The sequence below is a fragment of the Bacillus sp. KNSH39 genome (assembly GCF_052656585.1).
In genome coordinates this window covers 4304275-4330426 of sequence record NZ_JBQXYO010000001.1, presented here as the reverse complement: position 1 = coordinate 4330426, position 26152 = coordinate 4304275, and the positions used below count along the sequence as shown (strand labels likewise).

The following is a 26152-nucleotide window of genomic DNA, read 5'->3' as shown; positions in this document are numbered from 1 at the left end:
AACTCCCACCTTAAAATTCAGGTGGAGCAAGAAGTTAAGTTGAAGTCGTGCTTCCTATAAGCTCAATTGCTTCAACTTTATACATGAGAATCATTTTCATGTATAATACTGTAAGATTGGAGGAATTTTACTATGAGTTCGTGGCTCTTATTTGCACTATTATCAGCAATTGCTGCTGCCCTTGTATCGATTTTTGGAAAGTTTGGTTTAGACGGCATCGATGCAAACGTTGCAACAACAATTCGATCTATTATTATGGCATTATTTATGATAGGCGTTATTATCATACAAGGTAAATTTCAAAATATCGGCGACGTACTGCTAAATAAAAAAGCACTGCTATTTATCACATTAAGTGGGATTGCAGGTGCTTCTTCATGGCTATTTTATTTTCTTGCCCTCAAAACAGGAAAGGTTTCACAAGTAGCTCCTGTCGATAAATTAAGCGTCGTATTTTCTATCATTCTCGCTATGATTATCCTCGGTGAAAAGTTAAACTTTATGACCGGCGTTGGTGTAGTCTTTATTACAGCTGGTGTATTATTTATTGCTTTCAGCTAAAAAAACCGCTATTAGCGGTTTTTCTTTTTCTTTATGTACAACCATACAAAACATGTAACAACTGCTGAAATTAATAAAATCCATATTCCATAATGATGTAAACTATACTCAACGAAGCGCCACTTCTCGCCTAACTTCCAGCCAAGCCCAATAAAAACACTTATCCAAATGAGCGCACCACCGTAAGCGTACAAACAAAAACGCCAAAGTGTCAAATTTGATACCCCAGCAAAATATGCTGTTAAATGACGTACGCCCGGTATAAAATAACCAATCATTAAAAGAAATGGCCCATATTTTTCAAATAAAATATGTGTTTTTTCAATGTGATGTTCTTTAATTCTAATTTTCGGCCCATATTTCTTTAAAACAGGGAGCCCAAGTTTTAAACCTAATATGTAGCTTAACGTGATCCCTAACATCGCACCAGCCAGCCCACTTAAAAAAGCAGCAGTTCCTGACATAACTCCTTTTGAAACATTATAACCAACAAAGGTCAATAAAAACTCGTCTGGTATCGGTAATCCAACAATCCCACCAGCCAAAGCTATAACAATTCCAAAATAGCCATAATGCGCGATTAACTCGCCAATATGTTGTTCCATTCGGAAGACACATCCTATGCACGGTCGTTATTCCACATTGTACCCTTTCTATCTTTAAGGCAAACATGGTATACATATTCACTATACATTGTTTTTATAATGAACTCTACTTCTATTCTTTCCTTTAACAGAGATAAAGTGAAACTTTAATCAGTGGGAGTTTTGTAATTATTAACCTATGCCAATCTTGCTTCTACAGACATCCCGACTCCCACATAACTCACTTACATTCACTAATTTTGAGATTAGATTCTTACTGCCTGCAAATGTCCTGATAAAAAATAAAAATTCATATGCGTGTTTTTTTGTTACAATAAAGGAAAGTTACTTTTCGCAACGGTTTAACTCTCAAGAAAAATGATATATCTAGCAAAAACATAGTTTGGTCTATATAATACAACTTCTACCTATTAAAAGAACATGAACCCTTTTACATACAACATCATTTTTCTAAATTATACAGGGGGGAACGAACATGACCATTGAAAATCAATTTATTCAAAAAGTTTACTATAAAACATTTTTAACAGAAGAAACTTCTACTCCTGCATCGGAAGTACTCGGTGAAGCATATATAAATGAATCTAAAAATGAATTCTCCAACATTTCTAATATTCGATTTGCTCAAGGTGAATTTTATTATCAAAATAAAGATTTTGAAGCAGCTATATTTAAATGGGAAAAAGTTAATAATACTCTTGCACTTTGGGCAACAAAAAATATTGCAGATGCTTATTTTGAACTAGGATTCCTACCAAAGGCAGAAGAAATTTATCAATCTATTCAAACAGAAGATACAACTCTTACGATGGAAGTTTCATTACAACTTCTTTCTCTTTATATCGAACAAGATCGTTTAGGACTTGCTTTTAAGACGATTAGTGAAGCTGTTGCATTCCAACCGGATTACCCAAATATTACTGCAATTGCACGTTCTTTCTATGAAAAACAAGAAGATTGGAACAACGCTATCGAACTAGCTGTTCAAGAAGGTATTCGAACACAATCTTTACACTGGTTTGATACATTAATAAATTACATAAACAAAGGATTTACTAAAAATATTAAGCCTGAATATTTCTATGAGTCTTTAAAAGCTCTATATGCTGTTGATCAAGCTCAATTTAAAGAACTTGTTATTGCTCTTTGGAATAGCTATCAACATGAATCCTTATACCTTCCTTGGATTCAAAGTATTAATCATTTATTCTTGCATATTGAAACAGACAATAATGACGATTGGAATGAAATCTCTACTCGCTACCAAGAAACATACTTTGCATTAATTACCGGAAATCATTTTATGCATGAATTAAACGGACTTGTACCAAATTTATTAACAAATTGGTTCAGTTTAACGAAAGCAAAAGATTCTCTAGTTGTCTCTGCAGCAGTGTTAGCATGGAATGAAGTCTCACCTACAACTTTAGAATCATTACTCGTAAAAAGTGCTGGATCCTTACTTTCTAATACATCAGCTGAAGCAGATGTAAATATGGAAACAGTTTCTCATTTATTCGAAACAATCGCTGTATGGGCTGAGAAAAATGATGTAGATTTAAGTCATCAATTTACGCTACTCGTCCATGAACTATGTGATTTAAATGTCACACCAATACTAATAGCTGGAACTAGTGACCATGATAAAACATCATTTGTTAATTCAATATTGGGAGAGAACATCTTAACTGAAACTTTAACAACTCCTATTCTATTTAAAGACGCTAGTCAAACTGAAATAACAGAATTTACCGAGTTAGATATAAGAAATATCCCTAACCTTGATGAATTCCATCAAATAACGGCTACATCTGCTCAGTCAGAACTTGAGAAAAAATGTATAGAAATTAAGCTACCAAGTAGGTTTTTAAGAAAAAATAAGTTTACATTTCTTATTACACCATCTATTCAAGGACAATTGGATAAAAACAATGCATACTTTGAATACTTACAAGCAGCAGATAGCCTTGTATACGTATTAAATTCTTCTTCACCATTGCATAGTCAAGAAATTGATACGTTAATTTATTTACGTGAACAAGTACCAAACTTACAAATTCACTTCGTATCACACACAAATAATACGACTACTGATGAAAAACTAATTAGTAAACTTAAAGTACATTTTCCAGATGCACAATTCTTCCCATACTCTCCTTCGCAAGAGAGTAGCCAGCAACTTGGAGATGTAACAGAATCTATTCTTTCTAATCTTGCAAAACGCGATATAGAAAAAGAACGTATAGAAAAGCTAATATGGTTTACGCAAAAGACAATTGCTTATCTCATAAATGAACGTGTGGAATTAGAAAATACATTAGTAAAATCCGTACGCTGGAATAAACACATCTCAGTGAAACTTACTGGATTTATTAATAACCTTACTGCTCTTGAAAAAGATAAAATTCGTTCTATTACCGAATCCTATCTTTTAACGAAAGAAGAAATTACACGAGATATACATTCTCAAATTCCTGAATTATTACAGAGCTGCTCTGATCTTGTTCAAGAAGATAGTGATTTCAAATTAGTTCATGAAGAATTAAATGCTGCAATGAATGAACGAGTTCAAAAGCATGTACAACAGGTACTTCTTCCTAAATTTACTGGGTCTATTCAAGAATGGATTGAAACAGCACATAATGAATTTATTCAAGCTCAAGCTTATTTAGATGAAATGAGTGAAACGTTTAATAAATTATATAAAGAAGAACGTATGAAACTTCCTTGCGATTTCAAATTATTAGATGATTGGAATCGAGATGTTGTACGAATGACAAATCGAATTACAGTAACGAACATCAATATTTTATTACGCTTTACACCGACACAGTTTTTCTTAAAAAGTGCCGGAAAATTATTTGGTAATATGCAAAAAAACCAATCTATGCTCGCCAACAAATATAAACAATATATTGAAACAGAAGACTATACAGAAATTGCTCACACAATTTCAAAACAATTCTTCCTTCAATTTGAAGTATTTGAAGGTGCATTAGAACGTGATATCATGATGTTCTTCAAAGATCCACTTAATATATTGAAACAAAATGTAGATGCAGCTCAACTTGAGATAAAGGAAGACGAGCAAACATTAGCAACGCTAAGAAGCAATCCAGAAACATATCATGATCCTTTGGCGTTATTTAAACTACAATTGCTACAACATAAATTCGTTTTAAGTACTACAAAGAAACATGAAGATATTTTTGTATCAAACGAATCTCCTACTGTTTAACCAAAAAAACCAAGCAAACTAAAACTTGCTTGGTTTTTTACTTTATTATTTTCATATGTTCAAACGGATAATAAATGCCTGCTAACTTTCCTAACACATCTTCTCTATCAATAAAACCTAAACCATTTCTACTATCTTTACTTATTAAGCGATTATCTCCCATAACAAAAATCTTATTTTCGGGAACTGTAATTGGTCCAAAGTCCTCTGTTAAATTCATAAGTTTTTTTTCTGCTTGTTTTTTATTACTATCCAAATACTCTTCATCTTTCACTTCAGAATTTACATATAATTGATCATTTCTCATCTCAATTATATCTCCAGGTAATCCAATCACTCTTTTGACATAAAAATTATCTGTTTTCATAACAATAATATCTTCTCTCCCATAGCTTTCAAATTGTTTTGCTAACTTATTAACAATTACCTTATCTCCATCTTGCAACGTTGGCCTCATAGATGCTCCTTTTACAGTCGTAGGGAAAAACACAAAAATTTTCGCCAAAAACACCAATAAACATGCAATTGCAATAGTTCCAAAGAATTCACGCCAACGTTTTTTCTTTTGCATCATTTCACCATCTCATCATCTTTTTACTTTTATTATAAATAATACAACCGATATTTTTCTACAAAATTCTGAATTATAAAATTATAATATTAGAAATTTCAAAATGGTAATACTGATCAAATTAAACAAGCAAAAAAGATACTCTCAAAATAGTCTATTCACTATTTTGAGAGTATCTTTTTATAATCCCACATATACAATACACATTTGAGCAGCTACATATGTAAACCAAATCCAAAGTGGCTCATACTTCAATTTACGCCCTCCGATATCTGTCACGCCAATAATAAAATCAGAAATCACAAACAGTAAACCACCAAACGCTGGTATCCACCATATTCCTGTATTTTCATAATATAAGGCGAATGCAAAGCAAGCCATTCCTCCAACCCACAATCCGTAAATTAGAGCTCCTATCGTAAACAATTTATCCTGTTTATCATTTCGGATAAAGAAGAACCATCCTACAATTAGAAAGAGCCCATATACGAGTAAGCCAATCCAAAAACCATTCCACGAAATTCCTGTTTGCAAAAATGCTTTTACATAAAAACAATGAGCAAGAGCGAAAGTAACCATCCCACCAATTAACCTGTGACCAATTGGAATCAGCCCAGCCATAAACAAATCTCCCACAGTCGATAAAGTCATACCAAGTGCAACCCACGTACTATACTCTACAGATGGATCTTGTAACCATATCCAAATTGCACTACCTGTTAAAGAAAAACTAAGAATAAGACGGATTGCTAAAGGTAACGGCATATTATCTTTCGTTCTTTTTGTCTGCCGCATTGCATAAATTGCACCAATTAAAAAAAGAAGTATTTGCCCAATTAACACCACGTAAAGTAGATTCATAATATGTTCTCCTCAATAAATGCTTTTTGTATCTTTTTTCGTTACACTTAGTCTATTATCCTTTTTCTATAAAAAAAGAAGAACAGTACTGTTCTTCCATTGTAATCGCTTTTCTGCTTTCTATGCTACTTGTTTTTCTTTCTCTATTTTTTGCTTAGCTGGCGTCCGATTTACCACAATAATTCCCGCGGCTACACATGCTAAACCGAGTAACACAAATGAATGAATTGCTTCACCTAAAATCATGCTCGATAATAACACACCAAATACGGGTATAAAGAACATATACATAGATACTTTTCCAACCTTATTGTACTTCATAATTGTATTCCAAATGCAAAAACCAGCTGCAGATAAGAAAGATAAATAAATCAGCATAAGTAGTGCATGTAGACTAAATGTAAATGGCATTACTCCAACTTGTAAAGCCCCTATACATAATAATCCTATAGAACCAAACATCATTTGGTATGCTGTCATATAGCCAACATCTAACGTTTTACTACCTTCTTTCGCTAATATGTTTCCATATGAATACAGCATTGCTGCACTAAGAAGTAATAAGCTTCCGATTCCAAAATGAAATGATAAGCTACCATCACTCGGCATATTTACTAAAACGACGCCACAAAAGCCAATCGATACGCCAATTATTTTTCTCATATTGAGGGCATCATCTTTATATAAAAAATGGGCGAGTAAAATTTGAAAGAATGATGATGTCCCTGAAATGATAGCTCCTTCAATTCCCGAACTATAACTCATTCCAATATAAAAACAGATATATTGAAGAAACGTTTGGAATAAACCAATTTGTATTAACTGTTTCCCCGTTCCTTTTTTGAAGCTCATATCTTTTCCTAACACTTTAAAGAATAATAAGAGCATGAATCCAGATAAAAAGAAACGATAACCGGCAAATAATATTTGCTCTCCAACTTCTTGTGGTTGAATTCCAAGTTCAACATAACTTAATTTAATAAAAGGAAATGCGCTTCCCCATAAAAAAGTTGCTACTATTGCAGCAATAAATACGCCAATCGGATGGGTAAAAAATTTCTCTGTCTTCACTTGTTGTCTTCCTTTCCGACCTTTTTATGAACAATATTCATATATACCAAAGGAATTGCGAAAACACAAGTTTTCCGTTTATACTTGAAACAAAACCGTACCATCTCATAAAAACATATGATATACTATAGAATAATTATAACATAAGAACGATTAAAAACAGATTCAACAGAAATGCTGCTATCCATTATGGATGGCAGCTTTCGTCGTTTTATAGGGGTTTCGATTTTGATTATTTTTCTCAATAAGAATTCGGAAGGAGCGAGTAGTAATGAACTCAGAAGTAAAAACGTTACACGCAAAAGAAACAATTTCTCATCCCTCTTTATGGGACACATTAAAAAAACATTATGAACTTGTATTTGCAGTAGCATCTGGTATTTTTATTTTAGTTGGTTGGTTATTTACAAAGAACGATGCAATGAATGTAGGTATTACTTGCTATATCCTTGCTTATATAGTTGGTGGATATGCAAAAGCAAAAGAAGGAATTGAAGATACGATTGAAGAAAAAGAGCTAAATGTTGAAATGCTAATGCTCTTTGCAGCTATTGGTGCTGCAATTATTGGCTACTGGGCAGAAGGGGCTATTTTAATCTTCATCTTTGCACTCAGCGGTGCTATGGAATCTTATACGTTAAGTAAGAGCCAAAAAGAAATTTCCGCTCTTCTTGACTTACAGCCTGAAGAAGCATTACGTATTTCCACCGGAACTGAGGAACGTGTTCCTGTTGGAGAGTTACAAATTAACGACATTATTTTAATTAAACCCGGTGAACGTGTTCCTGCTGACGGTACGATTCATAACGGTGAAACAAATATCGATGAGGCAGCAATCACAGGAGAACCTATTCCAAATGAGAAAAGACATGGCGATGAAGTATTTGCCGGTACTGTAAATTTACGTGGTGCTATCGAAGTTAAAATTACGAAGCCGAGCGATCAAACATTATTCCAAAAGATTATCCGTCTCGTACAAAGTGCACAAAGTGAAAAATCACCATCACAACTATTCATCGAAAAGTTTGAAGGAACATACGTAAAAGGTGTACTACTCGTTGTTGCGCTTATGATGTTCGTTCCTCATTTCTTACTTGACTGGAGCTGGAATGAAACGTTTTATCGCGCTATGATCTTACTTGTAGTCGCATCTCCTTGTGCACTCGTTGCTGCCATTACACCAGCAACGTTATCAGCCATTTCTAACGGAGCAAGAAATGGGATTCTCTTTAAAGGTGGCATACATTTAGAACGTCTCGCTTCAGTAAAAGCAATCGCCTTTGATAAAACAGGAACATTAACAGAAGGAAAACCTACCGTAACAGATATATATGTTCGAGAAAATATGACAGAAAAAGAAGTACTTTCTATTACAGCATCAATTGAAAGTCACTCTACACATCCTTTGGCTGAATCTATTGTTAAATATGCACAACATGCGTACGACATTACATTAAAAAAACCAGAAAAGGTTGAAGATGTAACTGGTTTTGGGCTAAAAGGAATATTCGAAAACAACGCTTATAAAATAGGTAAAGCTGATTTTATCGGTGAAGAAACAAAAACATTTCATAATGGTATTTCTGCCTCACTTGAAAAGGAAGGTAAAACTGTCGTTTATATTAGTGATGAGGGAGGCATTCTTGGACTTATCGCTTTAAAAGATACGCTTCGCCAAGAAACAATAGCTGCTATTCGTGATTTACAAAGCATTGGTGTCGAAGCAATTATGATTACTGGAGATAATGAAGAAACGGCAAAAGCAATTGCCTCTGAAAGTAATATAAAGGAATATTACGCATCATGCTTACCAGAAACAAAAGTTGAAACGATTAAAAAGTTAAAAGAAAAATACGGTACAGTAGCAATGGTTGGAGACGGTATAAATGATGCACCTGCCCTAGCTACTTCTAGCATTGGTGTCGCAATGGGAGAAGGCACAGATGTAGCTTTAGAAACTGCAGATGTTGTACTGATGAAGAACGAACTATCTCGCCTTTCCCAAGCAATTCGTTTATCAAAACGAATGAACCGTATTGTGAAGCAAAACGTAATCTTTTCGCTAGCCGTTATTGCCATGCTAATTTGTTCAAACTTCTTGCAATTTTTAGCTCTTCCATTCGGTGTTATTGGTCATGAAGGAAGTACGATTCTTGTCATTTTGAATGGCTTACGATTACTAAAAGGAAGCAAATAAAACGGGTCCCTCATAGAGGACCCGTTTTTTTTAGTGATAGCTATTATGACCGTTCGCACTGCTACTCGTTTTATGCTTTGGATGCGAACTGCTCTTTTGTTTATTATTACTTTTATTATTATGGTTCTTTTTATTATTACTCATGAAATATCCCCCCTGTTCCTTTTTATTATGGAACAAGAACTCATTATTCATTACGGGAATTATTGTCACCGGTTCTATAATGGTGGAGTAAACCATTAATTTCACCGCCAAGTAAAATTACCCATCCAGTTAAATAAAACCATAACATTAAAATAATGATACCACCAAGACCACCATATGTATTGGCGTAATTTGCAAACTTATCTACATAATAAGCAAATGAGTACGATACCACAATCCATCCTACAGTAGCAAATAACGCCCCTGAAATAACTTCTCTTCTTTTTAACTTTCGATCTGGTGCAAATGTATATAAGAAACTAAACAAAGCAAATAGCACGAAGAAACTCGCTACTAATCGTGTAATGCTCCATACGAAAGAAAAACTATCTGATAAACCGAGTGCTTTAAACACTGCTGCTCCAATAACTTGTCCGAATACCGGAACAATTAACGCAAAGACAATCATAAAAATAATAGCTAATGTAAACACAATTGATAACGCTCTTGTTGTAATAAAAGAACGTGTTTCCTTCACGTCATAAGCACGGTTAAAAGCATTCATAACCGCATTAACACCATTTGAGGCAAACCATAACATGGATAATAAACCAAATGATAATAAACCACCATTTTGCTGGTTTACAACTTTATCTACATTTACCTCAATTAAGTTCATTGCATCATCTGGTACATAAACCTCTAATAAACTAAGCACATCCTCTGTTTGAATGGGAATAAATCCAAGAAGCGTAATTAAGAAAACGAGCCCAGGAAAAATTGCAAGCAAGAAGAAATAAGCGAGCTGTGCTGCCAAGCCCGCTACATCATCGCGCATCGTCCGGTCATATAAATCTTTACCAAACGAATAAGTACGATTTCTTCTCACCTTTTCTAAAATTTTTCTCATATATGTTTAAACGCTTTTCTTCTCTTCTTTATCTTGCTTTAACTCAATGTACGCTTCAGTTTTTTTTTCCACTGCATTTGAGTCTTTCATAAATAATTCACGCGCTTCTTTCATACCACCATCTTCAGCAACTATTGGCTCTTCTTCTACTTTCAACTCATCTACCTTTGGAGATACAGCTTGAATTTCAATCGTTTCTGGCTTTTCTTCTGGCTCAACTTTTTTCTTACTAAAAATTTCTTTCGTTTCTTTTAACGTCTCTACAACAGATGGCGTTAATTTTTTAATTTCTGCTACTTTCGCTTTTACCACATTGAAATCTGCAAGTTCGCGTCCTTTATCTGTAACAGTTTGCACTTTTTCTTTGATCTTTGCATTTTCACCAATTTCAATCATCTTTGTTTTTGCTTTTTCTGCTGTATTTTTTACTTTTTCGCGGTTTTCTTTCTTTAACATGGATACAGCTACACCTGCAGCTACACCAATCGCAATGTTTCGAGCAATATTATTTTTCTTTGCCATATTCCTTCACCCTTTCATTTCTTATGTTAGAAAGTATTTCTTTCTAAGCTTCCTCATATTCCTTGTTCATTTCGAATGAAAGCTAATAGCTTTGCACACCCTTCTGTTACAAGGTCATATACTTCTTGGAAATTCCCTGTATAGTAAGGGTCAGGAACGTCTGTCCAGCCACCGTCTGGAACAAAGTCGGACAGCCTACCAATATAGCCTCCAGTTTTACCTAAACTTTTTAAATCTGCTATATTCTTGTTGTCCATGGCAATAATATAATCAAACTTTGTTAAGTCTTCTTTTTCTACTTGCCTTGCTTTAATTCCTTCAAAAGTGACTGCATTTTCTTTTAAAATTTTTTGTGTTCCTTTATGTGGCGGATGACCAACATGCCAATCTCCAGTTCCTGCAGAATCAATGACAATTTTCTCTTCAAGTCCCTCTTTTACGACAAGATTTCGAAAAATCGCTTCTGCCATCGGAGAACGGCAAATGTTCCCAAGACAAACAAACAATACTTGAACCATGTTTTTGTTTCTTCCCTTCTTGGTGCATTTCTTCATATATACTTATAGTATAAACAACCAATTATGAAATATAAAGGAAATCCCTACTAATTTAATAGGATTGAAAAGATTCATTAACGAAAATGATAAAAAATGTTAAGATAGCCTTATGTTATTTTAAAGGGGGACACTTCGGTGGATTTATCCGTAAAGTCAGAAGAAAACGTTGAATACATGGTCGAAGCTATTAAAGAAAAATTACGTATGGTTAATGCTGGAGCGATGAGAGCTGCTAGTTTTAACGAAGAAATGTACGAAGATTTACGTGACATTTATGATCATGTTATGAAACGTGAAACATTCAGCATTAGTGAAATGCAAGCTATTACAGAAGAATTAGGTACATTAATTAAAAAGTAAAAAAGCCTCTCTTATTATGAGGCTCTTTTTTATTTCCAACAAATTCATGACAACTCTTCTCTTTCCCTCAACCAACTGTAAAATATTGTACAATAGAAGTAGAACCTCACCTTAGATTTTTTCTCCATACATACTACTCACAAATAATAGCAACACTACCATTGCTAACTGTTTTTACTGGAGGTGCTTACTTATGAGCAATTGGTACAGTAAGACGAAAGATCAAACATTGATTGACCTAGAAACAAACGAACAAAACGGTTTAACAGATGAGATTGTAAGTGAACGTTTAAAGCAATACGGTTCTAATGAATTAGCTACAAAACAAAAACGCACTTTATGGCAGCGTATTTTCGCCCAAATTAATGACGTCCTCGTATATGTCCTTATTATTGCTGCCCTTATTTCTGCCTTTGTAGGTGAATGGGCGGATGCCAGTATTATCGCGCTTGTTGTAGTTTTAAATGCTGTTATCGGTGTTGTCCAAGAATCGAAAGCAGAACAAGCTTTAGAGGCATTGAAAAAGATGGCAACACCTAAAGCTATCGTCAAGAGAAATGGTGAACTAAAAGAAATTCCATCTGAGCACGTCGTTCCAGGGGATATCGTTATGCTCGACGCCGGACGATATATCCCATGCGATTTACGCCTTATTGAAACCGCAAATTTAAAAGTTGAAGAATCTGCTCTAACTGGTGAATCTGTCCCTGTTGATAAAGATGCAATCTACCACCCTTCCATGCAACGTGATGAGCAAGTACCACTCGGCGATCAAAAAAACATGGCCTTTATGTCTACTCTTGTTACATATGGACGAGGCGTCGGTGTTGCTGTTGAAACTGGAATGAACTCACAAATTGGTAAGATTGCTACCTTGTTACATGAAGCTGACGATGATATGACACCACTTCAAAAAAGCTTAGCACAAGTCGGAAAGTATTTAGGCTTTGTTGCTGTAGCTATTTGTATCGTGATGTTTCTCATCGGTTTTTTACAAGGACGAGATACACTAGAAATGTTTATGACTGCAATTAGTTTAGCCGTTGCAGCTATTCCAGAAGGTTTGCCAGCTATCGTTTCCATCGTTCTTGCAATTGGTGTGCAACGTATGATTAAACAAAACGTTATCATTCGGAAACTACCAGCTGTTGAAGCCCTCGGTTCTGTCACAATTATTTGTTCAGATAAAACAGGTACGTTAACGCAAAATAAAATGACCGTTACTCACTTTTATAGTGATAACACATACGATCGCTTAGAAAGTTTAAATGTAAATAATGATGCGCAACGTCTATTGTTAGAAAATATGGTGCTATGTAATGATGCGTCTTACAATAACGAATCACAAACGGGAGACCCGACTGAAATTGCTCTTCTCGTTGCCGGAACCACCTTTAATATGCAAAAAGATCATTTAGAAAAAATACATGAACGTGTAAATGAGCTGCCTTTCGATTCAGATCGTAAAATGATGTCAACCGTGCATACATATGATGAAAGCTACTATAGCATGACGAAAGGTGCTATCGACAAACTCTTACCTCGATGTACCCACATATTTAAAAACGGTAAAATCGAGGTTCTAACAGATGCTGATAAAGATCAAATATTAGAAGCCGCTGGGTCAATGTCTCAAGAAGCTTTAAGAGTACTTTCATTCGCATTTAAACAATACGATTCAAACGATGTGGATATAAATCATCTTGAAAAAAATCTTATCTTTATTGGTCTTGTCGGTATGATTGATCCACCACGAACTGAAGTGAAAGATTCAATTAAAGAATGTAAAAAAGCCGGTATTCGCACAGTTATGATTACTGGTGACCATAAAGATACCGCCTTTGCAATTGCCAAAGAACTTGGCATTGCTGAAGAAATATCGGAAATTATGATTGGAACTGAATTAGATAACATTTCTGATACAGAACTAGCTAGCAAAATTAATCATTTAAATGTATTCGCTAGAGTCTCTCCAGAGCATAAAGTGAAAATTGTAAAGGCATTACGCGCGAAAGGAAATATCGTTTCTATGACTGGTGATGGTGTCAATGATGCACCATCTTTAAAGCAAGCTGATGTTGGCGTTGCGATGGGCATTACAGGAACAGACGTTGCAAAAGGGGCAGCAGACGTCGTGTTAACAGATGATAATTTCTCATCTATTGTGAAAGCCGTTGAAGAAGGTAGAAATATTTATCGTAACATAAAAAAATCAATTCTCTTCCTACTCTCTTGTAACTTCGGAGAAATTATCGCTTTATTTTTAGCGATTTTACTCGGCTGGGCAACACCACTACGACCTATTCATATTTTGTGGGTGAATTTAATTACAGATACACTGCCTGCATTATCACTTGGGGTTGATCCTGAAGATCCAGATGTGATGAAGGAAAAACCACGACATGCGAAAGAAAGCTTATTTAGTGGCAGCGTTCCTTTCCTGATTTTCAATGGAGTTATCATTGGACTTTTAACTCTAATAGCTTTTATCGTCGGAGCAAAATTCTATACTGGAGATACAAATTTATTTCCTCTTTTCCCAAAGCGAATTGATGACGATGCTCTATTACACGCTCAAACGATGGCATTTGTCGTTCTTAGTTTTTCTCAGCTCGTTCATTCATTTAACTTGCGTTCAATAACGAAATCAATTTTTTCAATTGGGATCTTTACAAATAAATATTTAGTTTTCTCCCTTCTTATCGGTGTTCTTATGCAAGTTTGTATCATCTCCATCCCGCCCCTTGCAAATATATTCGGTGTACATGCATTAACGATGCGAGATTGGGGATTTGTTCTCTTATTAAGTATCATTCCACTTATTCTGAATGAGATTATTAAATTAGTGAAGAGAAACTAAAAGGCAATGAGGAATAGTCCTCATTGCCTTTTCATTTATCCTACTATTTTCCGTGCAGTAAAACTCCCACCTCAAAATTCAGTTTGAGCAAAGAAGTTAGGTGATGGATTAACTGCCCATAAATGTCCAATTGGTGAAGGCTAATAATCGGTGGGGATGAACAAAACCCCACTGATTAAAGTTTCACTTTATCCTTGTAATTCTTTTTTGATATTCTCTGTTAATGTAGCCATACGCTTGCGGCTTTCTTCACGCTCACGTTTATTTTGTTCTTCAATTTGTTGTGTTTCTTGCATACCTCTTGAAATAATGTTCCAAGTTTCCTCAAGTGTTTCCATCTTAATACTAGAAGAACCTGATAATCTCGCTACTTCTACACTTTGCGTTGCGATATTTTGTGCATTTTTCTTAAGTAATTCATTTGTACGGCGATCCAGTTCAGCCATAGAATCTGCAACAAGCTTTTGGCGCTTGGCATTTACCGCTTGAATGATACCATTTTTAAAGATAGGAATCGTTGTAATAAATGCTGTATTGATTTTACCAATTAATTTATTATTACCACGTTGAATCATACGAATTTGTGGTGCTGTAAGTAACGCAACCATACGTGCTTTTTCTAAATCGTCAATACGCTGTTCTAAAATTTCAACAGAGTTTTTAAGCGACTCTAATTCAATACCTGCTAATTGATCATTATTACGTACACGCTCTTCATACATCGGAACTAACTCTGTATTTAAACGCTCTAATAACATTTCTCCTGCTACTACGTACTTCTCTAAGTCTAAATAATATTTTAAGTTTTGCTCATACAAGCCATCTAACGTACCAATTGATTTTTTCATCTCATCTTGGTACTTCGTAATTTCCACATAAACTTTATCAATTTCGCGGCCCATCGTTTGATATTTACTAAAGATTTGTTCTATCATTTTATCCGCTTTTTTGAACATACGTGAGAAGAAACCACTTTTTTCTTCCGCAAAGTCTTTACTATCAAATCGGTCCATAATTTTACCAAGCTGCTTTAACAATTCACCAGAATCTTCTATCTTTGATAATGACATTGTATGTAAAATTTGATCAGCAAAACGTGAAATTTCCATAGAAGGTTCTTTTCCAAGTTCAATTAATTCCAATTGATCTTTAATATCTACTGCGTTATAAATACGTTGCACATCTGCATCTTGTCTAAGTTGCAAGCGAACATCTTGTGCGGTTTGCTCATTCAATTCAGTTTTCGAATCTAGTACGACTGGGTTATTCATATGGTATTCTCCCTTTCCTTATAAAAATGGACGAAATAGTCCTTTTATTGTTTGTGATAAATTTTTATAGGCTGATGAACCATGAAACTCAAGATCGAAATTAACTTCTTCAAGCCAATGGGAATCAAATGCTCCCGCTTCAACATATGGTTCAATATCGTTTCTGCCCGTGGGATTGAAATGGAATACATCTACTCCAATTTGATTTAAAAATAGTAATAAAACAGCGTCAGAACGAGTTAATTCTCCGCTCTTCTCATTATTAAATATAACAATTTTCGGTACATCTTGTGAATAATCAAATTTCTCAAGCTGTTCTAAAATATTGGGTGGTATTTGAGAAAGTTGTGCGAAAACATATAGCGCTACATCTTGTTTCGTCTCTTTCGCAATTGGTTTGCACATTTCACTTTCGCACGTATGGATAATCGCCTCTGCAATCCCATGCTGTAAACCTTCCGGTAAACGCTTATGCGGCCACCAATGGCTATTCATAATTAGATCAGGATGCAATTTTCCAGCTCGGTCCAATGCATCTCGATAATGATATTGGAAGTTTGCTTTTTGCTCTTTCGTAAACGGGAATGTATTAATTAATAAACTGTTATCAAATGATGTAACAGCCTTTAATCGTTGAAAATATTCTTTATCATTCTTTGAAACGCCTGATATTTTCGCAAATAAAGAAGGAATATAAATATGTTTATTTTCAACAAAGAATGTTGGGCGTACAAATGCCTTTTCTTTCGTAATTAAAAAGAGTTCATCATATGTCGTTTTTAACGTACGAGCTACAGGCGTATAGGAACGGAATTGCCACGGCTTGTACAGCAGTGAATTATCGTGGTGAAGTACTTGTTCAATTTCTTTCGAAGCTTGATACGCTACTGTTGCAACACGCTCACGGCGACGATCAGGGAATGGTTCAAGCGAAATGCGACTTGAATGAGATACAACAAAAGTTCTTCCCTCTTCATCAATATTTTCAAATCCATCTTTTCCTTCTGGGTGATAATAAAGCACATCACAACCGAGCATAATAAGAAAGTATAAGAAATATATACGGCTTTCCTGTGCATCACCGTACCAAATGATACGCGGCATTTGTTTCTTATAATTAATCGTAGAGAACCACTTCGCTACGTAATTTTCGCTTAGTTTAATTATGTCGATTAAGAAACGACGGAAGCCTTCTGTCTTTAACGACTGATTATGTTGCTTCTCATATAATTTCAATAGTGAAATAAACGTCGTATGTATGTAATGCTGTAAATCAGGATTGTCTACTTTCGGTAAAAGTTGTTTCCCAGATAAGTGTGCAACTAGCCTATTTACTGTCAGACCATTTGGTGCTTCTTGATGTAATCCGAACACTTCTTGAATATGACGAAGCTTTTCCGAATCAATCACTTTGTTTAAATTTTGTTCGTGTAAAACTTCGATTCCTTTCGCTTCACTATAATCAAACAGTTCATTAAAATATTCATCTACATCATTAGGAACGCCAAGGATTCGACATGCTATATAACTAAATTTCATCTCATTCTCTGTCAGCTCATATTGTGGGCGTTTTTCTAAAAGCGTTTCAAATTGCTTTAAATCTGATTCATCTTTTAATGCATATGGTTGAAGTGTAAAACGTGAAAACACAACAGTTCACCTCCAAAAACATTTACGTTTTTTCTAAGTCCTTCTTCTATTATAAACTATTTTTGGTTATAAAAAATGGGCGCTCGCAAAACGAGCAAACCCATTTCAATTATTTATTGTCTTCTTTAGTAGCTGCAACTTCTTCTCTAGCTTGTCCAGAATTCTTCATGTAGTGAAGTATAAATGTTGCTCCAAATGCTACAACTAAAATAATAAAGAATAGTGTATGACTAATCTCAATCTCGATTAAAGACAGTAACATTTTTGCTGCAATAATTAAGATTAAAATGTATGCTGTCGTTTCAAGCTCTGGAATACGCTCTAACAATTTTAAGAATACACCAGCAATACCACGCATCATTAAAATACCTAGCATTCCGCCTAATAGTAAAATCCAAACTTCATTAGATACACCAAATGCAGCAAGTACGCTATCTACAGAGAATGCGATATCCATTAATTCAACCATCGCAACTGTTCCCCAGAAGACACCAAACATTCTAAAGAGAATACTATTTTGATTCATACCGTGAGCTTCGTCTTCTTCACTTGCACCTTTACGCTTATCAATAAAGTATTTTACTGATAACCAAGCAAGGTAAAGTGCACCAAGAAGTTTTACCCACCATAATTTAATTAAGAACATTCCGATTCCAATCGCAATAAAGCGGAACACATAAGCTCCAATAAGTCCATAGAATAATGCTTTTTTACGTTTTTCTTCCGGAAGATGTTTTACCATTACCGCTAACACAAGTGCGTTATCAGCAGATAATAATCCTTCGAGTACAACAAGTGTACCAATTAATCCCCAAGATACTGGATCCTGCAACACTTTAATCCACATGTCCAAGTCGAAAAACTGAGCATACGTATCAAGGATTCCTTGCAAAATACTCATCTTACCTTTATCCCCTATTCTTTGCTAGATTTATAGAAAGGTCAAAAAAAGGAAACGAATATCGTTTCCTTTCTATGCATCCAAGCCATACGCTCTTACAAGCGCACCTAAACCACCTTGGAATCCACTTCCTACTGCATTAAACTTCCACTGTCCATTATGACGGTATAATTCACAAAAGACAACTGCTGTTTCGATGGAGAAATCTTCCCCTAAATCAAAACGAAGAACTTCTTCACTCGTTTCTTCATTCGCTAAACGAACAAACGCATTTCCTACTTGCCCAAAGTTTTGACTACGGCCTTCTGCATCATAAATCGTAACTGTAATAGCAATTCTGTGCACATCTGCTGGAACTTTCTTCAAATCCACAACAAGTTGCTCATCGTCACCTTCACCTTCACCTGTACGGTTATCTCCTGTATGTAAAACAGATCCACAAGGAGACTGTAAATTATTATAGAAGATAAAATCAGTTTCCTTCGTACATTTTCCGTTTGCATCTAATAAAAAGGCAGATGCATCTAAATCGAAATCGGCTCCGCCGTCATAAGATTTAATATCCCATCCAAGACCAATTACTGCTTTTGTTAAACCAGGGCTTGTCTTACCTAAATCGATTTTCTGGCCTTTTTGTAATTGAATAACCATCTATATTCACCTCTATATTTTTATCTTTAAAAATATATCCATCAGTAAACATACATTTCACCGATGGATATATAAATCAAATCTATTACTCTACATCTAAACCAAAGTTATTACATAGAGACGCTAATCCACCTTGGAATCCACTTCCGATTGCATTGAATTTCCAATCACCTGCATGACGATATAATTCACCTACTACTACGGCTGTTTCAATAGAGAAATCTTCTCCTAAATCGTAACGAATTAATTCTGCATTCTTTTCTTCATCAAGAATACGTACGAAAGAATTAGAAACTTGTCCGAAGTTTTGGCTACGGCCTTCTCCATCATAAATTGTAATTGTGAAACAAATACGTTCGATGTGAGCAGGAACATTTTTCAAATCTACTTTAATCGCTTCGTCATCGCCTTCACCTTCACCAGTGCGGTTATCTCCTAAATGCTCTACAGCACCATTCGCACCTTTTGGATTATTATAGAAAACGAAATCTTCTGCTCCTGAAACTTTACCATTCGCGCCTACTAAGAAAATACTAACATCTAAGTCGAAATCGTTTTGTCCGTCATAACGATTCGTGTCCCAACCAAGTCCTACAAGAACTTTCGAAAGACCTGGATTCGTTTTTGTTAAGTCTACCTTTTGTCCCTTTTTCAATGAAATTGATGCCATATACAATTCCTCCTCGGTTATTTTATTGATAACGTGATACAATCTCACTTAAGTTTTTATCTTGCGTGCCTTCTCCAACTGCTGAAAACTTCCATTCACTTCCGTGACGATACATTTCACCTGCAATTAGAGTTGTTTTGCCAGCATAATTATCCGATAAATTATAGCGTGCTAATTCTTCACCAGTTTGCGGGTTTTGAATACGAATATATGCATTACGAATCATCCCGAAATCTTGACGACGATTTACACAGTCATAAATATTTACAACGAATACTAAACGATTAATACGGCTTGGAACTTTATGTAATTCTACGAAAATTGTTTCGTCATCACCAGCGCCTTCACCTGTTAAATTATCTCCTGAATGAATAATACTACCACAAGTAGAAAGTTTATTTCCGAAGTAAACTAAATCATTTTTGTTTAAAAAACGATCTCCTTCTAACATAACAACAGATGCATCACAATCTACATTTGGTTTACTTCCAAATAATGAAGACAGAAATCCACCTGATTGCCCAATTGGATCCCAGCCTAAGCCAACCTGTAGTTTTGCTACTTTTGGTTGTCCTTTCGTTAAATCGATCTTTTGACCTTTTTCTAAAATAATAGGCATGAAGTTTCTCCCTTTCTACAAAGCATTTTCCGAATCGGAAAATATTGTATTCTTCTCTTATATTGTAGCATTATTTACCTAGCGATAAAAAGGATAAATTCTCAGTTATATGAAAACATTCATATAATTTACTTATGATGATGTAAGAAGTGGTAAATAGCACCAATCATTCCTGCACAATTACCGTTTTGCGCAAGTTCAATCTCACAATTATTATAAATCTCTTGATTTAAGTATTTACTGACCTCTTCTTTTACTTCTTTTAAAAACTCATTTCCTCTATCGGTAATTCCTCCACCAATAATAATCGTTTCTGGATTAAAAATATAAGCAAGATTACTAATTCCGATTGCCAAATGTTTAAAGAAAATCCCAACTGCTTGAGCAACTTCCCGATCTCCTTTATCATACAACTCGAAAATTCTTTTCCCATTCCACTTGCCTTTGCCTTTATATTTGCTTACAAGTCGAATTAATCCTGAAATCGAAGCAACCTCTTCAAACGTTTTTTCTTCTATTAACATATTCCCCCATTCACCAGCACTAAATGAATGTCCTCGGTACAATTTTCCATCTATAAAAATTGCTCCCCCAATCCCTGTTCCAAGGGTGAGCATAATAAAGTTATCTTTCTCTCTTCCACTACCATTCCACTTTTCTCCAAACGCTGCACAATTCACATCATTGTCAATCGATACTGGAACTTTTAATATCTCTTGCAATCTATCAATAATAGGAATAGTACTATATCCCGGAATATGATCCGCACCTCCCGTCACAATTCCTTTATTAATATCAACAATTCCCGCAGTGCTAATACCGATTCCGGCAATAGTATGTTCATTCATTATTTTTTTGGATACATATATAAGTTTTTGAATAATTTGTTCTCCGCCTAAATGAATTTCTGTTGCAACTGTTTGACGCTTTAATACTCTCCCTATTTCTGAAACAATACCATACTTAATTTGCGTACCGCCAATATCAAACGCTATATACTCTTTCATCTGCTGCCACTTCCTCTACCGTTATGAATGTAAATTCTCCCCCTCTACTATTTGTAGGAAATCTACATTAACTCTTTTCTGCTTTGACAAATACACCACCTTTTTCTATATATAGTTTTTTTTGCATAAAACTCTTTTTCCTAAGAAATATTACAAAGGGATGTATTTTAGATGGAACATTAATCTCTTAGGAGGAAAACCATGACGAAAATCTTCATTTTAGCATCAACACTCTCTTTATCTTTTTTTAGCGGTTTAAATATCGGTAATGCTGCAACTGAAAACTTCCAACCATTAACAAACGCTATTGTACAAAATAGCGATCATTTTGCAGAAGGAAACTCAAAGGATAATAATATACCTCCAGGAAATAACGGTTCTCAGGACGATACTGGTTCTGGTGACAATGGTTCTGGCGGTAACGGTTCTGGTGGCAGTGGCTCTGGTGGCAATGGTTCCGGCGGTAACGGTTCTGGTGGTAGTGGCTCTGACGGCAGCGGTTCCGGTGGCAATGGTTCTGGTGGCAACGGCTCTGGCGGTAACGGTTCTGGTGACAACGGTTCTGGCGGTAATGGTTCTGGCGGCAATGGCTCTGGTGGCAATGGTTCCGGTGACAACGGTTCTGGCGGCAATGGCTCTGGTGGCAATGGTTCCGGTGACAACGGTTCTGGCGGCAATGGCTCTAGTGGCAATGGTTCTGGTGGCAATGGTTCTGGCGGCAATGGCTCTAGTGGCAATGGTTCTGGTGGCAACGGTTCTGGCGGCAGTGGCTCTGGTGACAACGGTTCTGGCGGTAATGGTTCTGGCGGTAACGGTTCTGGCGGCAATGGCTCTAGTGGCAATGGTTCTGGCGGTAACGGTTCTGGCGGCAATGGCTCTAGTGGCAATGGTTCTGGCGGTAACGGTTCTGGTGGTAACGGTTCTGGCGGCAATGGCTCTCAAGGCGGCAATCGTGTTAAAGGTGATAGCAGTTCTCAAGGGGGTAATGGCTCTCAAGGTGGCAATCGTGTTAAAGGCGATAGCAATTCTCAGGAGGGCAACGGTTCTCAAGGGGGTAATGTAAAAGATAATACGAAAAAACAAGGTGATAAATTACCTAATACTGCAACGCATTACCCTATATCTATTTTAATGGGGCTTTCAACATTCCTAATTGGTATGTTACTGTTTATTCGTCGTAAAAACGTAAAATAAGAACAACATCCTTCCATCTAAAAAGTACATGAAATACTGTATAAAACTAAAAAGGACTTTGGATTACATTTTATTATGCAGCCCAAAGTCCTTTTATCACCTATCAGAAAAAGTATTAATACGCTTTTCCCCAATACACCATTTGTTTAGCTTCTTTACCACAACAAATACATTCTTCAGCTAAATGCTCTTGCTCAAAAGGCATACAACGTGAAGATACGCCAACTTCTTCTTTTAGTTTTTCTTCACAAGCTAATTCCCCGCACCACATTGCCTTAATAAAGCCTTGCTTTTCATCAGCTATTTTTTTCATCTCTTCGAAATTTGTCGCAACATACGTATTCTCATCGCGAAATGCTTTTGCTTTATTAAATAAAGCAATATGAATTTCTTCAAGTAATGCTGGAATACGTTCTTCTAATTGATCCATTGGTACAAACTCTTTTTCCTTCGTATCTCTTCTTACAAGTACAACTTGATTCTTTTCAATATCTTTAGGGCCAACTTCTAATCGAATTGGAATCCCCTTCATTTCATACTCATTAAATTTCCAGCCTGGTGTTTTATTACTAGCATCTATTTTTACTCGTGCAACCTTTTGAATATGTGCTTGTAACTCTGTTGCTTTTGCTAAAACTCCTTCTTTATGCTGAGCAATTGGTACAATAACAACTTGCACTGGAGCGACTTTTGGTGGCATTACAAGTCCATTATTATCACTATGAACCATTATTAGCCCGCCTATCATTCTTGTTGATACACCCCAAGATGTTTGGTGCACATATTGCCACTTACCGTTACGATCTAAAAACTTAATATCAAATGCTTCTGAGAAATTCGTCCCAAAGTTATGAGAGGTTCCTGTTTGAAGTGCTTTTCCATCATGCATTAAACTTTCAATTGTATAAGTTGCCTTTGCTCCAGCAAACTTCTCTTTTTCTGTTTTTTGTCCTTTAATAACTGGTATTGCTAAATAATCCTCACAGAAAGAAGCATATAAGTTTAAAATATTTAATGTTTCAGCCTGCGATTCTTCTGCCGTTTCATGGATTGTATGACCCTCTTGCCATAAAAATTCAGTCGTACGAAGGAACGGCCTAGTTGTCTTCTCCCAACGAACTACTGAACACCACTGATTATATAACTTTGGCAAATCATTATAGGATTGCACAATTTTTGAAAAGTGCTCACAGAATAAAGTTTCAGATGTAGGACGTACACAAAGTCTTTCCGCTAACTTTTCATCTCCACCATGCGTAACCCATGCTACTTCAGGAGCAAATCCTTCAACATGATCCTTCTCTTTTTGCAATAAACTCTCTGGGATAAACATTGGCATATATACATTTTCATGGCCAGTTTCTTTTAACTTCTCATCCATCACCTTCTGCATATTCTCCCATAAGGCATAACCATACGGACGTAAAATCATGCATCCTTTTACACTTGAATAATCAACAAGTTCGGCTTTTTTTACAATATCGGTATACCACTGCGCAAAGTCCTCTTCCATCTTCGTAATGGCTTGCACTTGTTCTTTTGCCATAGTCAGTCTTCCTCCTTCTAGAAAATACAAAAAAGCCCGCGTCCCTAAATAGGGACCGAGCTTTGTCGGCGTTACCACCCTGATTCATGCACAAAAATTGCGCATGCTCTCTTTTTGATAACGGGAAATTCCCGCTGCATATGCAGAACTCAAAGGCAGGTTCCATATTGCCTTTTTAAGAATCTTTCAGCCTGACGGATTCTCTCTCTGCTAAAAAGGTTGAACATGTACTAGTCCTTTTTCATCGTTATAACGAAATAAATTTGTTGATTATCATAATACAAATTCTTTTTTAAAACAATAGCTAATTTTCTTATTTTTATATATTCTTTTCATTTTTTTGCAGTTTTATACGTAGCTTTTCCGCGTAATTTTCACAAGTTGATGTGCAATCATACCGATAAGTGTACCAAGTAGGACGAAGAAACCAATAAATCCATATCCCATTCCTTCCCACCCACCAATAACAATCATTGTAACGGGAAAGGACGCTAAGCAAAGAAGTATTAAACTAAGTGCAAATATAATATCGAACTGTTTGTCTGGAAACCGCTTCTTTAGTAAATATGAAATAGCAAATACAAGGATAATCGTGATTCCGCCAATGATGTAAAAGATACCAAATCCATCTAACCAATCCATAGTGTTTCCTCCTTCCATAGATTCCCTTATACTTAATTATATGTTTAATTTTTCTGAAAATAAATAATAAATTTTCACATAAAAATATATTTTTATTACTAGGTATTAATAGTAATATATAAGAATAGGTTTTATATAATCAGGAGGGAACTTTATGGATAAAGCATTAACAAACCATGTCATTATTTTATCATTCGACTGTTTATCAGCTTTAGATTTTCCTATACTACAAAAACTACCTCATTTCCAATCTCTAATAAAAAAGGGCACGGTTGTCGAAAAAGTAGAACCAATTTATCCTTCTGTAACATATCCAAGCCACTCAACAATCGTAACCGGTAATTACCCTAACAAGCACGGTGTTGTTAGCAATACGTTACTTCAACCAGGGCGTGAATCACCTGATTGGCATTGGTACCGAAAATCAATAAAAGGAACAACATTGTATGATGAAGCGCGCAAAGCAAATTTAACGACAGCTGCCCTTCTATGGCCTGTTACTGGAAGAGCGAACATCGATTACAATTTACCAGAAATTTTTCCAAATAGACCTTGGCAAAATCAAGTGTTAGTTTCCTTATTTAGCGGTAGCCCACTATACCAATTAGATTTAAATCGTCGTTTCGGCCATATAAGAAATGGTTTATCACAACCAGAGCTGGATGATTTCGCCCTCGCCTCTGCTGTGCATACAATCCAGACGAAAAAGCCTAATATCATGTTCGTACATTTCACCGATCTAGACACACAAAGACACTATCACGGCTTTGAATCTAACGAAACAATAGCTGCTATCCAGAGACACGACGAACGTCTAGGGAAAATTATTCAAGCACTAAAAGAAAGTGACTTATACGAAGAAAGTACAATTATTGCCCTTGGTGATCATAGCGCTTTAAGTGAAAACAAATCCATACAATTAAATGTGCTATTCCATCAAAGAGGACTTATATCTCTTAATAAAAAAAGAAAATTAGTAGACTGGAAAGCCTATTGCCAAAGTTGCGACGGCTCTGCCTATGTATATGTAAAGGACAAAAATGATACGGATACAATTCGGGAGGTACAACTACTCCTTGAAGAGCTACTTCAAAATAAACAAAACGGAATTGAATTTATACTTCATGATGAAGCTGCGAAAGACTGCGGTGCAGACGGTAATTGTTTATTCATGTTAGAAGCACGAGAAGGGTATTATTTCACTGAAAACTATACAGGAGATTTTATAAAAGAAATTACCGAAAAAGATGTTACGCCTAGTAAAAAATATACATTTGGTACGCATGGATACTCTCCAACAAAACCTAACTATGAAACAATTTTTATCGCTGCTGGGAAAGGGATAAAAAGCGGCATTACCATACCGTATATGAGACTTATTGATGAGGGCCCAACTATCGCTAGACTACTCGGTTTACACTTAGGTGAAACAGACGGAGCAATTGTAGAGGATTTACTCCAATTGTAAAGAACAGTGTATATATGTAAAAGTTATGTAAATTTCATCACTGTTTCTCTTTTTATAATTTTTATTTTTGTACACT

The 26152-nt window shown here is 35.5% G+C and carries 23 protein-coding genes and 1 other annotated feature; of the genes, 7 read left to right on the top strand and 16 right to left on the bottom strand.

Features of this window, described 5'->3' with window-relative positions; translation table 11 throughout:
* Window positions 1–132 precede the first annotated feature (132 nt).
* The gene (locus ACUL40_RS22110; protein WP_000100295.1) at window positions 133–561 is read left to right on the top strand and encodes an EamA family transporter; all 429 of its coding nucleotides are present in this window, start codon (window positions 133–135) and stop codon (window positions 559–561) included.
* Between the two features lie 11 nt (window positions 562–572).
* Here the strand turns inward: ACUL40_RS22110 and ACUL40_RS22105 are convergent, their stop codons facing one another.
* Window positions 573–1166 (bottom strand): DedA family protein, encoded by a 594-nt coding sequence (locus ACUL40_RS22105; RefSeq protein ID WP_000434872.1) that lies wholly within the window; start codon window positions 1164–1166, stop codon window positions 573–575.
* Window positions 1167–1641: 475 nt separating this feature from the next.
* On the opposite strand from ACUL40_RS22105, the gene ACUL40_RS22100 reads away from it, so the two are divergent.
* Entirely contained in the window at window positions 1642–4404 is a 2763-nt protein-coding gene (locus tag ACUL40_RS22100) for a tetratricopeptide repeat protein (protein ID WP_445423002.1), read from the top strand.
* Between the two features lie 37 nt (window positions 4405–4441).
* Here the strand turns inward: ACUL40_RS22100 and lepB are convergent, their stop codons facing one another.
* From lepB to ACUL40_RS22085, 3 genes are all read right to left on the bottom strand, one after another.
* A complete protein-coding gene (lepB, locus tag ACUL40_RS22095) occupies window positions 4442–4978 on the bottom strand; it encodes a signal peptidase I (protein WP_000983306.1) in 537 nt (178 codons plus the stop codon).
* A gap of 177 nt (window positions 4979–5155) precedes the next feature.
* Window positions 5156–5836, bottom strand: coding sequence for a lysoplasmalogenase (locus ACUL40_RS22090; protein ID WP_001051080.1), 681 nt, complete (start codon window positions 5834–5836; stop codon window positions 5156–5158).
* Window positions 5837–5956: 120 nt separating this feature from the next.
* Window positions 5957–6907, bottom strand: coding sequence for a DMT family transporter (locus ACUL40_RS22085; protein ID WP_000845702.1), 951 nt, complete (start codon window positions 6905–6907; stop codon window positions 5957–5959).
* Window positions 6908–7178: 271 nt separating this feature from the next.
* Here ACUL40_RS22085 and ACUL40_RS22080 point away from each other — a divergent pair, with 271 nt between their 5' ends.
* On the top strand, window positions 7179–9104 hold the full coding sequence (locus ACUL40_RS22080) for a heavy metal translocating P-type ATPase (protein ID WP_445423003.1): 1926 nt from the start codon (window positions 7179–7181) through the stop codon (window positions 9102–9104).
* Window positions 9105–9291: 187 nt separating this feature from the next.
* Here ACUL40_RS22080 and ACUL40_RS22075 read toward each other — a convergent pair whose 3' ends face one another.
* From ACUL40_RS22075 to ACUL40_RS22065, 3 genes are read right to left on the bottom strand one after another with little or no spacing between them, the layout of a single operon-like run.
* Complete coding sequence (locus tag ACUL40_RS22075; protein WP_001226536.1) at window positions 9292–10158, bottom strand: YihY/virulence factor BrkB family protein; 867 nt, start codon at window positions 10156–10158, stop codon at window positions 9292–9294.
* Window positions 10159–10164: 6 nt separating this feature from the next.
* A complete protein-coding gene (locus tag ACUL40_RS22070; protein WP_001085389.1) occupies window positions 10165–10680 on the bottom strand; it encodes a DUF4075 domain-containing protein in 516 nt (171 codons plus the stop codon).
* A 53-nt stretch (window positions 10681–10733) separates the two neighbouring features.
* Window positions 10734–11198, bottom strand: a complete 465-nt coding sequence (locus tag ACUL40_RS22065; RefSeq protein WP_000250916.1) for a low molecular weight protein-tyrosine-phosphatase — start codon at window positions 11196–11198, stop codon at window positions 10734–10736.
* Window positions 11199–11372: 174 nt separating this feature from the next.
* Here ACUL40_RS22065 and ACUL40_RS22060 point away from each other — a divergent pair, with 174 nt between their 5' ends.
* Both ACUL40_RS22060 and ACUL40_RS22055 read left to right on the top strand, forming a co-directional pair.
* A complete protein-coding gene (locus tag ACUL40_RS22060) occupies window positions 11373–11597 on the top strand; it encodes a DUF1128 domain-containing protein (protein WP_000366196.1) in 225 nt (74 codons plus the stop codon).
* Window positions 11598–11790: 193 nt separating this feature from the next.
* Window positions 11791–14457 carry a cation-translocating P-type ATPase gene (locus ACUL40_RS22055; protein ID WP_074047958.1) on the top strand — a complete coding sequence of 889 codons (2667 nt, stop codon included), beginning with the start codon at window positions 11791–11793 and terminating at the stop codon, window positions 14455–14457.
* Window positions 14458–14645: 188 nt separating this feature from the next.
* Here the strand turns inward: ACUL40_RS22055 and ACUL40_RS22050 are convergent, their stop codons facing one another.
* The 7 genes from ACUL40_RS22050 to ACUL40_RS22020 form a co-directional block, all read right to left on the bottom strand.
* A complete protein-coding gene (locus tag ACUL40_RS22050; protein ID WP_001064413.1) occupies window positions 14646–15728 on the bottom strand; it encodes a toxic anion resistance protein in 1083 nt (360 codons plus the stop codon).
* A gap of 18 nt (window positions 15729–15746) precedes the next feature.
* Window positions 15747–17378, bottom strand: a complete 1632-nt coding sequence (locus ACUL40_RS22045) for a YceG family protein (RefSeq protein WP_074047957.1) — start codon at window positions 17376–17378, stop codon at window positions 15747–15749.
* 109 nt (window positions 17379–17487) lie between these two features.
* On the bottom strand, window positions 17488–18279 hold the full coding sequence (locus tag ACUL40_RS22040) for a TerC family protein (protein WP_000025704.1): 792 nt from the start codon (window positions 18277–18279) through the stop codon (window positions 17488–17490).
* Between the two features lie 72 nt (window positions 18280–18351).
* On the bottom strand, window positions 18352–18930 hold the full coding sequence (locus tag ACUL40_RS22035; RefSeq protein ID WP_000236643.1) for a TerD family protein: 579 nt from the start codon (window positions 18928–18930) through the stop codon (window positions 18352–18354).
* 85 nt (window positions 18931–19015) lie between these two features.
* A complete protein-coding gene (locus ACUL40_RS22030) occupies window positions 19016–19600 on the bottom strand; it encodes a TerD family protein (protein WP_000146726.1) in 585 nt (194 codons plus the stop codon).
* 22 nt (window positions 19601–19622) lie between these two features.
* The gene (locus ACUL40_RS22025) at window positions 19623–20219 is read right to left on the bottom strand and encodes a TerD family protein (RefSeq protein WP_001121586.1); all 597 of its coding nucleotides are present in this window, start codon (window positions 20217–20219) and stop codon (window positions 19623–19625) included.
* A 128-nt stretch (window positions 20220–20347) separates the two neighbouring features.
* The gene (locus ACUL40_RS22020) at window positions 20348–21226 is read right to left on the bottom strand and encodes an ROK family protein (protein ID WP_000666116.1); all 879 of its coding nucleotides are present in this window, start codon (window positions 21224–21226) and stop codon (window positions 20348–20350) included.
* A gap of 201 nt (window positions 21227–21427) precedes the next feature.
* Between ACUL40_RS22020 and ACUL40_RS22015 the strand changes: the two genes are divergently transcribed.
* Window positions 21428–22420: an LPXTG cell wall anchor domain-containing protein gene (locus ACUL40_RS22015; RefSeq protein ID WP_211477907.1), complete on the top strand. Its 993-nt coding sequence runs from the start codon at window positions 21428–21430 to the stop codon at window positions 22418–22420.
* Between the two features lie 115 nt (window positions 22421–22535).
* Here the strand turns inward: ACUL40_RS22015 and proS are convergent, their stop codons facing one another.
* Together proS and ACUL40_RS22005 are read right to left on the bottom strand one after the other, a co-directional pair.
* On the bottom strand, window positions 22536–23966 hold the full coding sequence (gene proS / locus ACUL40_RS22010; RefSeq protein WP_001040977.1) for a proline--tRNA ligase: 1431 nt from the start codon (window positions 23964–23966) through the stop codon (window positions 22536–22538).
* A 47-nt stretch (window positions 23967–24013) separates the two neighbouring features.
* Window positions 24014–24220, bottom strand: a binding site (T-box leader).
* Between the two features lie 94 nt (window positions 24221–24314).
* A complete protein-coding gene (locus tag ACUL40_RS22005; RefSeq protein ID WP_000383850.1) occupies window positions 24315–24608 on the bottom strand; it encodes a YesK-like family protein in 294 nt (97 codons plus the stop codon).
* Window positions 24609–24762: 154 nt separating this feature from the next.
* Here ACUL40_RS22005 and ACUL40_RS22000 point away from each other — a divergent pair, with 154 nt between their 5' ends.
* Window positions 24763–26076: an alkaline phosphatase family protein gene (locus tag ACUL40_RS22000; RefSeq protein ID WP_074047955.1), complete on the top strand. Its 1314-nt coding sequence runs from the start codon at window positions 24763–24765 to the stop codon at window positions 26074–26076.
* Window positions 26077–26152 lie beyond the last annotated feature (76 nt).